Raw genomic sequence first — 13,655 nt, forward strand, 5'->3', positions numbered from 1 at the left:
CCACCCCTTGACCCCAGTAGTGCGGTGATACTCCCGTAAACGCCCCCCCCCGGAGGGGGGGGGGCGTTTTCGTTTGGCCGCCGGGTAGCGTTCCAGTGCCGCTGTCGGGAGGAGATCCGGGAATGACGTCACCGAAGTTCGACCACGCACGGGCCGAGAAGGCGGTCCGCGAGTTGCTGCTGGCGATCGGCGAGGACCCGGACCGCGAGGGCCTGCTGGACACGCCCGCCCGGGTGGCCCGGATGTACGCCGAGATCACCGCCGGCCTGGGACAGCGGGCGGAGGACGTGCTGACGACCACGTTCGCGCTCGAGCACGACGAGATGGTGCTCGTGAAGGACATCGAGGTCTGGAGCGTCTGCGAGCACCACCTGGTCCCGTTCACCGGTGTCGCGCACGTCGGCTACATCCCGAGCCGGGACGGCCGGATCACCGGGCTGTCGAAGCTCGCCCGGCTGGTGGACGTGTACGCGAAACGGCCGCAGGTCCAGGAGCGGCTGACCACACAGATCGCCGAGTCCCTGGTCGAGATCCTCCAGCCGCGCGGCGTGATCGTGGTGATCGAGTGCGAGCACCTCTGCATGACGATGCGCGGCGTCCGGAAACCGGGCGCGAAGACGATCACCTCGGCGGTCCGGGGCCAGCTCCGGAACCCGGTCACCCGCGCGGAGGCGATGAGCCTGATCGTCGGCTGAGCCGTAGCTCGCGGGTCGCCACGCTCGTTGAGTTTAAAAGTCCAGCCCTATGGACATTCTGTCGCTGAACGTTTACTTTCCGTAGTGGTGCTTGGCCAACGGGGACCAGGTGCCGGTGTGAGGAGGACAGATGTCAGGGCGTTTCCGGGTCGGCGCCGCACTCGCCGGGGTCGTCGTCCTGACGACCGCCGGGCTGGTCGCGGCGAACTGGGCCACCGCGGACACGCGAGCCAAGAACGGCCCGCAGACGACCACCAAGGCGGACACGAAACCGCTGGTCCCGGACACCCTCGACGCGCAGCTCGGGTCCGATTCGGGTGTCGTCGGCAGCTACTACGACGACGCCGGGCAACTGGTCGTCGCGGTGTCCGACCTGTCCGCGGCCGCGCTGGTCCGGCAGATCGGCGCGGTCCCGCGCCTGGTCAAGTTCACCGCGAAGCAGCTGAACGCCGTCCAGAACCAGCTGAACAAGCTGGCCCTGACATCCAGCGCCGGCAAGGTCCGGTCCTGGTACGTCGACCCGATCTCCGGGACCGTGGTGGTCACCGTGCCGAAGAACGCCCGCGACTCGATCACCGAGCGGTTCCTGGCCCGGGCGGTGGCCAACGGCGACCGTGTGACGGTGCGCCCGGCGGCCGGCACGATCCGCCCGACCGCGGACGACTTCGGCCTGCGCGGCGGCCTCCAGGTCGACAAGAACACCGGGTACACCTGCTCGCTCGGGTTCAACGCCCGGACCCGCAAGGGCAACCGGATCTTCCTGACCGCCGGGCACTGCACCTCGGGCAAGCCGTCGTTCTCGCGGAACGGGTACGTCCTCGGCAACACCTACACCTCGAACTTCCCGGGCCACGACTTCGGCTCCGTCGGCGTCATCGACGGCTGGGACCAGCAGGGGTACGTCGAGGGCTGGGGCTCCGGCAACGTCGCGGTCAAGGGGATCGGCGACGCCACGATCGGCTCGACCCTGTGCAAGTCCGGGAAGAGCACCGGCTGGACCTGCGGCCGGATCGTCGCCCGGGACGTGACCGTGAACTACGGCAACAACCGCGTGGTCCGCGGCCTGTTCCAGCACACCGCGTGCGTCGAGGCGGGTGACTCCGGTGGCGCGAACATGACCGGGAACACCGCCCAGGGCATCACCAGCGGCGCGGCGCTGATCAACGGGCAGTGCCTGGAGAAGTCCGGCCGGACCAACGAGTCGTACTCACAGCCGATCGGCGAGGTACTGCGCTCCACCGAGTCCCGCCTGGTCCTCGCGAACTGACCCCGGCGGCCGCCCGATCGGCGGCTGGTTGCCCGGCTGGGGGCGGGGGCTACTACGGTGTGTGGGTGAGAACTCAGTCGTGGAGTCACGTGGACGGGCTGCCGGTGCTGGACCGGTGCCTCGTCATGGGTGTCGTGAACGTGACGCCGGACTCGTTCTCGGACGGCGGCGAATGGTTCGAGCCGAGCGCCGCGATCAAGCACGGCCGGGAGCTGCTGGCCGAAGGCGCCGACCTTCTCGACGTGGGTGGTGAGTCGACCCGCCCAGGCGCCGCGCGGCCCTCGCAGGAGGAGGAGATCCGGCGCGTGCTGCCGGTGGTCGAGACGCTGGCCGCCGAAGGCGCGATCATCTCCGTCGACACGATGCGGTCGCAGGTCGCCGCGCTGGCCCTCGACGCCGGCGCCACGATGATCAACGACGTGTCCGGCGGGCAGTCCGACCCGGACATGCTCCCGCTGGTCGCCGAGCGCCGGACGCCGTACCTGTGCATGCACTGGCGGGGGCACTCGATCGACATGCAGAACCGCGCGGAGTACGTCGACGTGGTCGCCGAGGTGATCGCCGAACTGGCCGAACGCCTCGAGGTGATCAGCCAGGCCGGCATCGATCTGAACCGGGTCGCCGTCGATCCCGGGCTCGGTTTCGCGAAGAACGCGGACCACAACTGGGAGATTCTGCGGCGGTTGCGGGAATTCGCCGTACTGGAAAGACCGTTACTGATCGGTGCGTCCCGCAAGACGTTCCTCGGTAGGCTGCTCGCCGACGAGCAGACCGGTGAACTTCGGCCGGCCGTACGACGAGACGACGCGAGTGTGGCTGTTTCCGCCCTGGCCGCCGCAGCGGGTGCCTGGTGTGTCCGGGCACACGTGGTGGCGCCGAACGCGGACGCGGTCCGGGTGGCCAAGAGATGGGGAACTGTATGACGGACGGACCGCGGCAGGGCGCGGGGGCCGGGTCCGACGGTGCGCCGAAGCGTCCCGCCGGTGCCACGGCGGAGGACGTCGTACTGAACGCCAACACCGCGTTCTACAACGCCTTCGAGGCCGGCGACCTGGACCTGATGGCGGCCGTCTGGCTGCCGGAGCCCGATCCGGTCTGCATCCACCCCGGCAACGCCGCGATCTCCGGGTACGCCGAGATGATGCGGGCCTGGGCGATGATCTTCGCGAACACGCCGTACATCCAGTTCTTCCTCACCGACGTGCAGGTGCGGGTGGATGACGACGTGGCGTACGTCACGTGTACGGAGAATGTCCTGTCGTCGGGCGAGGGTGCTCCCGAAGAAGGATTCGCAGGTGGCAAGGCGCTCGCGACGAACGTTTTCCGCCGAACTTCTGCCGGTTGGCGGTTGTGGATCCACCATGCCTCCCCGGTACTGTCGTCTGGGGGCCGACAGGAGGAGGCGCCGTGAGCGAGCGGAGCGAGGTCACCATCAAGAAGGTGCGGGGCCGTGATATCTCCTCCTGATGTGATCGAGATCCTTGGCATCCGCGGGTTCGGGCGCCACGGAGTGTTCGATCACGAGCGGGCCGACGGGCAGGAGTTCGTCGTGGACGTCCGGCTGGAGCTGGACACCCGGTCCGCCGCGGCCTCCGACGACCTGGCCGACACCGTGAACTACGGGGTGGTGGCCGAACAGGTGCACAAGGCGATCGAGACCGATCCCGTGAACCTGATCGAGACCCTCGCCCAGCGCATCGCCGATCTCTGTCTCGCCGACGAGCGAGTGACAGCGACGGCCGTGACCATCCACAAACCCTCGGCGCCGATCTCGGTGCCGTTCGACGACGTTGTCCTGACCGTGCAGCGCAGAGCCGGAGATTCCCGTGACTGAGACCCCTAGTCCCCACGTCATCGACGCGGACACCCTGAGCGGTGGCCTGAAGCCGATCCGCCAGGTGATCCTGTCGATCGGCAGTAATCTCGGCGACCGTGAGGCGAACCTGCAGGGCGCGGTCGACGCGCTGCGGGACACCCCGGACGTCGTCGTGGTCGAGGTGTCGCCGGTGTACGAGACCCAACCGATCGGCGGCCCGGACGAGTCCGGCCCGTACCTGAACATCGTCCTGCTCGCCGACAGCACGCTCGCCGTCGACCTGCTGCTCGAGCGCGCGCACGCGGTCGAGGAGGCGTTCGGCCGGGAGCGCAGCGTGCCGGGCGCGCCGCGGACCCTGGACATCGACCTGATCACCTACGGGCAGAAGACCATCGAGTCCGAGGAGCTGACGATCCCGCACCCGCGGGCGCACGAGCGTGCGTTCGTGCTGGCCCCGTGGCTGGACATCGAGCGGGACGCCGTACTGCCGGGCCACGGTCCGGTCGCGGAGCTGCTCGCGAAGGTCGGCACCGAGGGCGTGACCAAGCTCGACGTCGAGCTGCAGTAGTGGTGTCCGGCGGTACCGAGCCCGGCCGGGCGCCCGGGGACAAGCAGGAGCCGCCCCGCCCGGGCTCGGTGCGGCCGACGTCGCGCCGGCTGCTGGTGGCGATCGCCGTCCTCGGCCTCGCCGTCGGCGTGACGATCGTCAAGGTGATCGAGTCCGGTGGCGGTGTCGCGCCGGCGGTGTCGTGGCTGACGCTGGTCGCCTGGGCGTTCCTCGCTGCGCTGCTGTTCGCCGCGGCGCGCAACACCCACCAGCGCATCCAGGTACGGCGGGAACGCTTCGAGGCGTCCCGCGCCGTGTTCCTGTTGATGATCGGAAAAGCCAGCGCTTTCGTCGGCGCGTTGTGCACCGGTGTTTACGCAGGGTTCGCGTTAAGCTTCCTGCGAGCGATGGGGTCCAGCGGGCCTCGTAACCGTGTGATCATGGCCGGTGCCGCGGCCGTGATCTCTGTGCTGGTCGTCACGGCCGGATTGTTGCTCGAACGTGCGTGTCGGATTCCCGAGGACCCCGACGAGACCCCCTAACATGACGACCCATGGGGTCAAGGGGTAGCCGCCGTCGAACCAGGACCACAGTTCTCACCGTTGCCAACGGTCTGTTGATCGTTGTCTGCCTGGGCGTGAGTATCGCGCTCTTCTCGCAGAATGCCTGGATTCTCCGGGCCGCCGCCGGGGGTGCTGTCCTCGTCGCGATCGCTGCCTCGGTGCTGTTCCGGCACCAGTTGCTGGTCGAGCGGCTGGCGCACTCCGACGAGCGCGCCCAGGTCGCCCAGGAGTACTCGCGGATCACCAGCGCGCGCGTCGTCGAGAACGCGGAGTTCGTCGACCTGATGCAGCGCCGGCTGGACAAGATCGATCAGCGCCTGGACAAGATCGACGAGGAGGTCGCGACCGTGGTCGCGGCCGGCGACAAACACTCCCAGGCCGACGCGCCGACCGTCGTGGACCTCAAGCTGCGAGGCCTGGCCGCATCCTGACGTCCCGTCCCATACTGCGGTGTGGGAGGGATGACGTATGGGGCTGGATGCGAACTATCCGGCCGTGACGATGAACAACCCGAGTGGGCACGTCACGGTCTACAACGAGGACCACCTGCCGATCGGGCAACTCGGGCCGTCGCCGTTCGAATCACCGTCGGTGAACGTCACCTGCAAACGCAGGGCCTGGGACGATCTCTACTGGTACCGGCTGCTGAATCCCGAGGGTTTCCCGTTCCCGGCCGACGAGGCGTACGTCTCCGCCGACGAGACCCACGAGTTGCACCCGGAGCAGCCGTACCCGATCCCGGAGTGCGCGAGCGGCTGTCCGATCAAGATCGGGCAGGCGGTGGGGGCCGGCGTGCTGGCGATCGGATCTGTCGCCGCGGCGGCCGCTTGGCGGCGTAAGCGCCGTACCTTGGGCACCGCCTGATCGGCGGGCGTGCTGTCAGGTTGGATCGGGTGCCGACGACCCGGGACAGGATCGTCGGCACCCGGACGAGAGTGGGCTACTGGCCGTAGCCCTTCGCGGTCCAGCCGAGCGAACCGAGCGAGCCGCCCTTCATGTCGGTCGCGACACCGTCGGACTTGTTGGCGTCGAAGTGCGCCGAGGCCCTACCGTCCGCGGTGATCGCGAGCAGCGGACGGCCGTTCGGGTGCGCCGTACAGAAACCGGTGCTCAGGCTGGTGAACGAGGCCCAGCCGCTCGAGCGCAGCGTCTTGCCGGTGATCTTGCCGGTGGCGCGGTTGATCGACCACTCCCTGAGTTCACCGTTGCTCCGGGTGCCGATCAGGACGTCGGCGGTGTTGCTGCCGGTTCCCCGGGTGCCTTCGTGGGTCAGCGTGTTGACCGTGTCCCAGCCGGTGGTGGCGAGCTTCACCGGCGCCGAGTACGTGAAGACGCCGTCGACGTATTTCTCCTTGTACCGGTAGAGCGTGCTGCCGGCCACCCGGAACAGGTACGGCGAGCCCGTGGCGAGGACCCGGGTACTGGCGAAACCGTTGGTGAGGTGACTGGCGCTCATGGTCCGCATCTTCCAGGTGCCGTCCGCGTCCTTGTACAGCTCGCGGCTCACCTTGAACAACCAGCCACTGGTCGGGTGCGCCGCGATCTCGGTGGTGCGGACGGTGGTGTCGTCGCCGGCCGCGCCGAGTTGCTGGTACGCCGACGGCACCCAGGGGAGCGTGTCGCCGAAGGTCTCGGTGGTGCTGGTCTTGCCTCCGTCGAAGGAGTAGGTGAGTCGCTGCCCGTCGGCGCGGTACGCGGTGGTCGATACCTTGCAGTCGGCGGGGACGTCGCCGATCGCGGCGGTGGCCGGGCGGGCAGTTCCGGCGATCGCGGTCACGGCGAGACCGGTCGCGGCGACGGCCAGCGCGGTGGCGCCGGCCAGGATGGATTTACGCATGGGGGAATCTCCAGAGGATCGGGGGTTGGCTGTTCAGTAGGTCTTTTCGGTCCAGCCGAGGGAGCCGAGCGAGCCGCCCTTGATGTCGGTGCCCTTGCCGTCCTTCGCGTTCGCGTCGAAATGCACCGAGGCCCGGCCGACGGCGGTGATGCCGAGTAGCGCGCCACCGTTCGGGTGCGAGTTGCAGAAACCGATGTTCAGGCTGGTGAAAGGCGCCCAGCCGGAGTCGCGGAGGACGGACGAGGTGATCTTCACCGGCGTGGTCTCGGAGATCCGCCACTCCTTGAGTTGCCCGTTGGTCTTGGTGCCGACCAGCACGTGCACCGGGGCGGCAGCGGTTCCGCCGGTGCGCCGGTACTTCAGGGTGGTGACTGTGTCCCAGGCGTCGCCCGGCATCTTCACCTGCGTCGAGACCACCGGCTCGTTGGCGTAGTTCACCGTGAACCGGTACAGCGATTTGCCCACGACGCGGTAGTAGTAAAGGCCCGGTCCGCTGACGAGGATCCCGGTCCCGGCGAACCCGGAGGCCAAGCGCTTCGTGGTGACCTCGGTGACCCGCATCTCGCCGTCGATGCGCTGGCCGACGCGGTGCACCCGGTAGAGATAGCCGTCGGTCGGATGCGTGATCAGGCTGCTGCTGGTGAACGATTCGTCGCCACCGGCATCGCCGGCCTCCGCGAGGGCGGTCGGCACCCAGTCGAGTGTGTCGCCGGGCAGGGCTTCGGTGCTGGTCTTGCCGCCGACGTACCTGTAGCGGAGACGCTGTCCGTCGGAGCGGTAGGCCGTGGCGCTGGCCTGGCAGTCGGCCGGTACGTCGCCGAGCGCCGCAGTGGCTGGGCGAGCGGTGCCGACGACTGTGGTCACGGCGAGACCGGTCGCGGCCACGGCCAGCGCCAGCGCGCCGGCCAGGATGGGCTTACGCATCGAGTGATTCCTCCAGGAAGGGTGGGGGGCTGCGGCCGGTTGCTACAGGAGCGCCGGACCGCGATCCGAGCGTAGGAACGGCGACCGCCGTGGCTCTGCCCGTACTTCACCCGCACTTCACCGGTACTGCGCGTGGACTGTTCCCGTGCTGAGCTTGCGCTTGGGCGGGTCTCCGCAGATCGAGATCCTCCGGTCAGCGGGGACGCCGGTCGCGTAGGTTCGGGGTGTGGATCTCGCGAAGCTGTTGAAGGTTGCCGGTGCCGCTGTCGAGCGTGGGCGGGCGGTGACCGAGTCGCGCGCGCCGGGGGAGCTGACGTCGAAGGGCGACCGCGACATGGCCTCCGAGGTGGATTTCGCCGTGGAGCGCGAGGTACGGGCGTTCCTCGAGCGCGAGACCCCCGAGATCGGGGTGCTCGGCGAGGAGGAGGGCGGCGCGACCGACGGCACGCGCTGGGTGCTCGATCCGATCGACGGGACGGTGAACTTCATCCACGGCGTACCGCTGTGGGGCATCTCGCTGGGGCTGATCCACGAGGGGCGCGCGGTCGCGGGAGTGATCGACCACCCGGCGCTCGGGACGACGTACGCCGCCGCCGAGGGACTGGGCGCAACCTGCAACGGCAAGCCGATCCGGGGCAGCGAGTGCACCGACCTGACCGAGGCCTTGGTTGCCGTCGGCGACTATGCGGTCGGCCCCGACGCCGAGCAGGCGAACGCCGAACGCCTCGCGCTGACCCAGCGCCTCTACCCGCGCGTGCAACGCCTCCGGATGATCGGCACGGCCGCCACCGCCCTGACCTGGACGGCCAACGGCTACTTCGACGCGATGATCATGTTCTCGAACAAACCCTGGGACACCATGGCCGGCGTAGCCATCTGCCGCGAAGCCGGTGTCACCGTCCTCGACCTAGACGGCACCAACCACACCCCCGACTCCCGCGGCGTCTTCGCAGTAGCCACCGCCCTCCGAGAACCCCTCCAGGAGCTCCTCGGCTGACCTAGCAGCTGGGAAACTTCTGGCCACTATCCGCCCCTTTCTTTCCCAACCACCGCTTGTCCACAGGCATCCGGCGGCGGACGCGGGAATCCGTCATGCTGTCGCGGATGGATTGGTGGTGGCGGCAACAGCTCGCGGACGAGGGGCTCGAGGTACTGATTCACGAGCAGCGCCGAGTGGTGTCCCGGGTGCAGTTGCTGGCGGCCGGGCGGTCCGTCGACGACCTACGCCGCAAACTCCGCAACCGCCGGTGGCAGACCGTCCATCCCGGTGTCTACGTGACCCACACCGGACCGATCGGGTACGACGAACACCTCGTCGCGGCGCTGCTCTATGCGGGACCGCAGGCGGCGTGGAGCCATTACACGGCCGCGGAACAGACCGGTCTGATCAAGCCTGACCGACAACGCCGTGTGTACGTGAGCATCCCGTGGAGTCGGCGTGTTCGCGCTCGCCCGAATCTTGTGATCACCCGGGACTCGCACTGGGAGGACCGGTTGGCCACGGTGATCCCACCACGGAGCCGGCCGGCCGAGGCCGTGCTGGAGATCGTCGGCATCTCCGAGTCGCTGGACGCTGCGGCCGCGGTCGTCGCGGAGGCTTGCCAGAGCGGCAGGGTGACGCCAGCCGAGATCCTGACCGCGCTCGCCACCCGCCCCCAGCTCCGCCATCGGGCCGCGCTGCGGCCGATTCTCGCGGACGTCGCGCAGGGGACTCATTCCTTGCTCGAGCTGCGCTACCTGCGACAGGTCGAGCGAGCGCACGGGCTGCCTCGCGGGCAGCGGCAGCGGGCGGTCGACGGCGAATACACCGACGTGGCCTACCCGCCGTACGGGCTGGTGGTCGAGCTGGACGGGCGTCTGCACTTCGCGCCGCGGCAGCGGTGGCGGGACCTCGATCGCGACAATCGCGCCGTGCTGCGGTCGGAGGCGACGTTGCGGTACGGGTGGCTCGACGTCACGGGGCGTCCCTGCGCGGCCGCCGTACAGGTGCTGCGGGTGATGCGCCGCAGCGAGCCGTCGCTCGGCGCCCGCTCGTGCGGCCCGGCCTGTCCCGTTCGTTGACCGAGGTTGGGAAACAAAGGGTCACCAGGCGGACCTTTGTTTCCCAGCCGACCTACTTGTCGATGTCGCCGACGACGAAGAACATGCTGCCGAGGATGGCGATCATGTCGGGGATCATGGTGCCGGGGAGCAGGGCCGGGAGGGCGGAGATGTTGTTGAAGCTGGCCGAGCGGAGTTTCAGGCGCCACGGGGTCTTGTCGCCGCGGGAGACCAGGTAGTAGCCGTTGATGCCGAGTGGGCTCTCGGTCCAGGCGTAGGTCTGGCCCTCGGGGACCTTGAGGATCTTCGGCAGCCGGACGTTCACCGGGCCGGCCGGCAGGGTGGAGAGCTTGTCGAGGCAGGCGTCGACGAGGTCGAGGGAGACCTTCACCTGCTCGAGCAGTACGGCGAAGCGCGCGAAGCAGTCGCCCTCGGGACGGGTGACGACGCGGAGGACGTCCTGCAGGTCGCCGTACGCGAGGTACGGCTCGTCGCGGCGGAGGTCGGCGTCCACGCCCGAGGCGCGGGCGATCGGGCCGGAGACGCCGTACTGGGCGATCAGTTCGGGGGACAGCTTGCCGACGCCGACCGTGCGCGCCCGGAAGATCTCGTTGCCGAGGACGATCTCCTCGATGTCGGGGAGGCGCTTGCGGACCGCGGCGGAGGCGGCGGCCGCGCGGCCGAGCCAGCCGTACGGCAGGTCCTCCTTCAGGCCGCCGACCCGGTTGAACATGTAGTGCATCCGGCCGCCGGACAGTTCCTCCATCACCGCCTGGATGGTCTCGCGCTCGCGGAACGCGTAGAACACCGGCGTGATCGCGCCGAGCTCCAGCGGGTACGAGCCGAGGAACATCAGGTGGTTCAGGACCCGGTTCAGCTCGGCAAGCAGGGTACGCAGCCAGACGGCGCGCTCGGGGACCTCCAGGTTCATCATCCGCTCGACCGCGAGTACGACGCCGAGCTCGTTGGCGAACGCGGACAGCCAGTCGTGCCGGTTCGCCAGCACGATGATCTGGCGGTAGTCGCGGACCTCGAAGAGCTTCTCGGCGCCGCGGTGCATGTACCCGATGATCGGTTCGCAGCCGACGATCCGCTCCCCGTCCAGCGTCAGCCGCAGCCGCAGTACGCCGTGCGTCGCCGGGTGCTGCGGCCCGATGTTGAGCACCATGTCGGTCGTCGGCAGGTCGGAACCGGCCCCGCCCCGCTCGAAAGCAGGATCGAATCCGGCGGCACCAGCCCCGACTCCCACCACTTTTTCCGTGCTCATGCCTCCTATCGTGACAGGCTGGGGGCGTGGACGACCTCTTCGCACCCTCGGATGTCAGGTGGACGCCGGTTTCGCCGAAGCTGGCGACGCTGCGCCGGTTGAACGCGGCGATCGTGGCCGGGATCGTCGGGATCGCGGCGCTGATCGTGCTCGGGCTGACGCTGGACTGGCTGTACGGCGTCCTCGCGCTGGTCGTGATCGCGCTCGTTTTCGGCTGGGCGTGGGTCCTGATCGGGCGGAACCAGCGGTCCTGGAAGTACGCCGAGCGGGAGGACGAACTGCTGGTCACGCACGGGATCATGTTCCGCGAGCTGGTCGTCGTACCGTACGGGCGGATGCAGTTCGTGGACGTGACCGCCGGGCCGCTGGAGCGGGCGTACGGGATGGCCACCGTCGAGCTGCACACCGCGACGCCGGCGACCGACGCGAAGATCCCGGGGCTGCATCCGGACGAGGCAGGCCGGCTGCGGGATCGGTTGTCCGCCCTCGGTCAGGCGCAGGCGTGGGGCCTGTGACCGAGCAGGCCGTGGAGACCGCCGGCCAGCGGCTCCACCCCCTCACGCCCTTCGTCAAGGGCTGGGGCTACTTCGTCGTCGCGGCGGTCGCCCTGGTCAACAACGAGGGTCTGCGGAGCAATCTGACGTTCGCCGGGATCGGTCTGGCAGCGGTGCTCGTCGGCGGCATCCTGCTCGGGTCGCTGTCCTGGTGGTTCACCAAGTGGCAGCTGACCGCCGAGGCGATCCGGGTGGACAGCGGGTTCCTGTTCCGCCGGACCCGGATCATCCGGTTCGACCGGATCCAGGCGATCGACGTCGCCCAGCCCTTCGTCGCGCGGCTGTTCGGCATGGCGGAGCTGCGGATGGACGTGGCGGGCGGCGGCAAGAGCGACGGCAAGCTGAGCTACTTCAAGTACGACGAGGCGGTCGACCTCCGCACCACGCTGCTGGTCCGCGCCAAGGGTGAGAAGGCCGCCGAGCAGCAGGAACACGAGCAGCTGGCCGAGTCCGAGGCTCCGCCGCTGCTGACGGTCCCGACCGATCGGTTGCTCGGTGCGACGTTGCTGTCGTCCACCGTCGTCGCCAGCGCCGGCGCACTGGTTTGGGTGATCATCGCGACGATGGTCCTGAACTTCCACATCGGGCTGTTCGCGGCGGTGCCGCTGCTGCTCGGTGTGGTGCAGCCGATCTGGAAGCAGGTCGTGGGCAACCACGGGTTCACGCTGTCGGAGTCCAACCACGGTCTGCGGACCAAGCGCGGGCTGTTCGACGTCCAGCGGCAGACGATCCCGCCGGGCCGGGTACAGGGCCTGCTGATCACCGAGCCGTTGATCTGGCGGCTGATCGGCTGGGCCAGGGTCGAGCTGGACATCGCTGGTGTGGCGGGCCAGAAGGAGGACGGTGACGACCTGCTGGAGGGCGCGCAGCTGCTCCCGGTCGGCGACCTGAAGGAGATGGCCTACGTACTCGCCAGAGTCCTGCCGGGACTCGATCTGGCCCAGATCCAGATGCATGTGGCGCCGCAGCGCTCGAAGTGGCTGCGTCCGATCGGCTGGCGCTACCTGGCGTACGGCGTCGACGACCAGGTCATGGTCACCACGCGCGGCTGGGTGAGCCGCCGTACGTCGATCGTGCTGCACCACAAGACGCAGTCGGTCCGGATGGTGCAGGGGCCGGTCCAGCGCCGGCTGAGACTCGCCAACGTGCACGTGGACACCCCAGTGGGGCCGACCAACGCTGTGGCGTTGCATCGCGACCAGGCCGAGGCTGCAGCGCTGCTGGAAGGTCAGGCCGAGAGGGCACGCGAGGCACGCCGTACCGTCGCCGCGTCGTTCGCTGTCCAGACCCAGCCGAACGCACCGAGGCCGGACGGGTCCAGCAGCTCACCTGCCTCGCCGGCTGACGACAACTCCGACAGGTAGCGGAGCGCGTCCGTCTGAGCGAGCTCCAGGCTCGGACGGGCGCCAGTGACGCCCAGCGCCTGCAGCGCGTCGCGTTGGCTCACGATGGTGCCGCCGAGCGAGTCGAGCGCCACGTGCGCGGTCACGTCGCACGAACCGTCCAGCACCGGCTCACACTCCCGCCCGTCGCGAAAGCCCGTCACAGTCCCGTACGGCGGCCTGTTGTCGCGTACATGTCCGTAGTCGATGGCGATCGCCACCGCACCGCCGGCCAACCGCCGTACGACGTTCTGCCAGGCCTCGTCGCGGGCCAGTCCGATCTCGGCGCGTTCGCCGGGCTCACCAGGCCACCACTCCCGCAGCCAGGCGAGGTCGTTGCCTTCGACAACCGCACCTGGTGTCAGATCGGCAGTCAGATAACGCGGTACGCCGTCCGCGTCCCACTCGACCAGCTCACAGGGCACGTTGTCGAGCCACTCGTTGGCGATCACCAGTCCGGTCAGGCGATCGGGGAGCTGGTCGTCCAGCTCGATGTCGAGCACTGAGAGGCCAGCGGACCGCAGTACCTCGCCCAGCTCGCCGGAGCCGGCGCCGACGTCGACGACCTGGTCCACGCCGAGCTCACCGGCGAGCCGGGCGATCGCCTGTCCGAACAACGGCGACACGTGCACCGACGTACGGAAGTGCGCTGCCGGACGCTCCCGGCGGTAGAAGCCGTCGGGGCCGTAGAGAGCGTGCTGCCAGGCTTGCCGGAACGTGTCGGTCATCGCCCTACCCGTGCGGTTGCATTGGACCGGACTGA

At 69.1% G+C, this 13,655-nt stretch carries 16 protein-coding genes and 1 pseudogene; 13 read left to right on the forward strand and 4 right to left on the reverse strand.

What is annotated here, in order from left to right:
• Positions 1-122 precede the first annotated feature (122 nt).
• The 9 genes from folE (at position 123) to ACWGID_RS01205 (ending at position 5,752) form a co-directional block, all read left to right on the forward strand.
• Entirely contained in the window at positions 123-695 is a 573-nt protein-coding gene (folE, locus tag ACWGID_RS01165) for a GTP cyclohydrolase I FolE (RefSeq protein ID WP_452193240.1), read from the forward strand.
• A gap of 130 nt (positions 696-825) precedes the next feature.
• Positions 826-1,962, forward strand: a complete 1,137-nt coding sequence (locus ACWGID_RS01170; protein WP_452193242.1) for a S1 family peptidase — start codon at positions 826-828, stop codon at positions 1,960-1,962.
• Between the two features lie 125 nt (positions 1,963-2,087).
• Positions 2,088-2,885, forward strand: a complete 798-nt coding sequence (folP, locus tag ACWGID_RS01175; RefSeq protein ID WP_452193797.1) for a dihydropteroate synthase — start codon at positions 2,088-2,090, stop codon at positions 2,883-2,885.
• Positions 2,882-3,373 carry a nuclear transport factor 2 family protein gene (locus ACWGID_RS01180; protein ID WP_452193244.1) on the forward strand — a complete coding sequence of 164 codons (492 nt, stop codon included), beginning with the start codon at positions 2,882-2,884 and terminating at the stop codon, positions 3,371-3,373. Before folP ends, ACWGID_RS01180 begins: the two co-directional genes overlap by 4 nt.
• A gap of 57 nt (positions 3,374-3,430) precedes the next feature.
• Positions 3,431-3,796 (forward strand): dihydroneopterin aldolase, encoded by a 366-nt coding sequence (folB, locus tag ACWGID_RS01185; RefSeq protein WP_452193246.1) that lies wholly within the window; start codon positions 3,431-3,433, stop codon positions 3,794-3,796.
• A complete protein-coding gene (gene folK / locus ACWGID_RS01190; RefSeq protein WP_452193248.1) occupies positions 3,789-4,346 on the forward strand; it encodes a 2-amino-4-hydroxy-6-hydroxymethyldihydropteridine diphosphokinase in 558 nt (185 codons plus the stop codon). Before folB ends, folK begins: the two co-directional genes overlap by 8 nt.
• Positions 4,347-4,348: 2 nt before the next feature.
• Complete coding sequence (locus tag ACWGID_RS01195) at positions 4,349-4,867, forward strand: DUF3180 domain-containing protein (RefSeq protein WP_452193250.1); 519 nt, start codon at positions 4,349-4,351, stop codon at positions 4,865-4,867.
• A gap of 95 nt (positions 4,868-4,962) precedes the next feature.
• On the forward strand, positions 4,963-5,319 hold the full coding sequence (locus ACWGID_RS01200; protein WP_452193252.1) for a hypothetical protein: 357 nt from the start codon (positions 4,963-4,965) through the stop codon (positions 5,317-5,319).
• Positions 5,320-5,356: 37 nt separating this feature from the next.
• Positions 5,357-5,752: a hypothetical protein gene (locus tag ACWGID_RS01205; RefSeq protein ID WP_452193254.1), complete on the forward strand. Its 396-nt coding sequence runs from the start codon at positions 5,357-5,359 to the stop codon at positions 5,750-5,752.
• Positions 5,753-5,828: 76 nt separating this feature from the next.
• Here ACWGID_RS01205 and ACWGID_RS01210 read toward each other — a convergent pair whose 3' ends face one another.
• On the reverse strand, positions 5,829-6,725 hold the full coding sequence (locus ACWGID_RS01210; RefSeq protein WP_452193256.1) for a hypothetical protein: 897 nt from the start codon (positions 6,723-6,725) through the stop codon (positions 5,829-5,831).
• Positions 6,726-6,758: 33 nt separating this feature from the next.
• Positions 6,759-7,649 (reverse strand): hypothetical protein, encoded by an 891-nt coding sequence (locus ACWGID_RS01215; protein ID WP_452193258.1) that lies wholly within the window; start codon positions 7,647-7,649, stop codon positions 6,759-6,761.
• 226 nt (positions 7,650-7,875) lie between these two features.
• On the opposite strand from ACWGID_RS01215, the gene ACWGID_RS01220 reads away from it, so the two are divergent.
• The gene (locus ACWGID_RS01220) at positions 7,876-8,646 is read left to right on the forward strand and encodes an inositol monophosphatase family protein (protein WP_452193260.1); all 771 of its coding nucleotides are present in this window, start codon (positions 7,876-7,878) and stop codon (positions 8,644-8,646) included.
• Between the two features lie 107 nt (positions 8,647-8,753).
• The gene (locus tag ACWGID_RS01225) at positions 8,754-9,710 is read left to right on the forward strand and encodes a hypothetical protein (protein ID WP_452193262.1); all 957 of its coding nucleotides are present in this window, start codon (positions 8,754-8,756) and stop codon (positions 9,708-9,710) included.
• Positions 9,711-9,762: 52 nt separating this feature from the next.
• On the opposite strand, the gene ACWGID_RS01230 is transcribed toward ACWGID_RS01225, so the two are convergent.
• Positions 9,763-10,956 carry an NADH-quinone oxidoreductase subunit D gene (locus tag ACWGID_RS01230; protein ID WP_452193264.1) on the reverse strand — a complete coding sequence of 398 codons (1,194 nt, stop codon included), beginning with the start codon at positions 10,954-10,956 and terminating at the stop codon, positions 9,763-9,765.
• A gap of 26 nt (positions 10,957-10,982) precedes the next feature.
• On the opposite strand from ACWGID_RS01230, the gene ACWGID_RS01235 reads away from it, so the two are divergent.
• Both ACWGID_RS01235 and ACWGID_RS01240 read left to right on the forward strand, forming a co-directional pair.
• Positions 10,983-11,471 (forward strand): PH domain-containing protein, encoded by a 489-nt coding sequence (locus ACWGID_RS01235; protein WP_452193265.1) that lies wholly within the window; start codon positions 10,983-10,985, stop codon positions 11,469-11,471.
• Positions 11,468-12,874, forward strand: coding sequence for a PH domain-containing protein (locus tag ACWGID_RS01240; protein WP_452193267.1), 1,407 nt, complete (start codon positions 11,468-11,470; stop codon positions 12,872-12,874). The genes ACWGID_RS01235 and ACWGID_RS01240 overlap by 4 nt, the downstream gene beginning before the upstream one ends.
• A 101-nt stretch (positions 12,875-12,975) precedes the next feature.
• Here the strand turns inward: ACWGID_RS01240 and ACWGID_RS01245 are convergent.
• Positions 12,976-13,620, reverse strand: a pseudogene (locus ACWGID_RS01245) (SAM-dependent methyltransferase); the annotation flags it as partial.
• Positions 13,621-13,655: the final 35 nt, after the last annotated feature.

The organism is Kribbella sp. NPDC054772 (genome assembly GCF_053611945.1).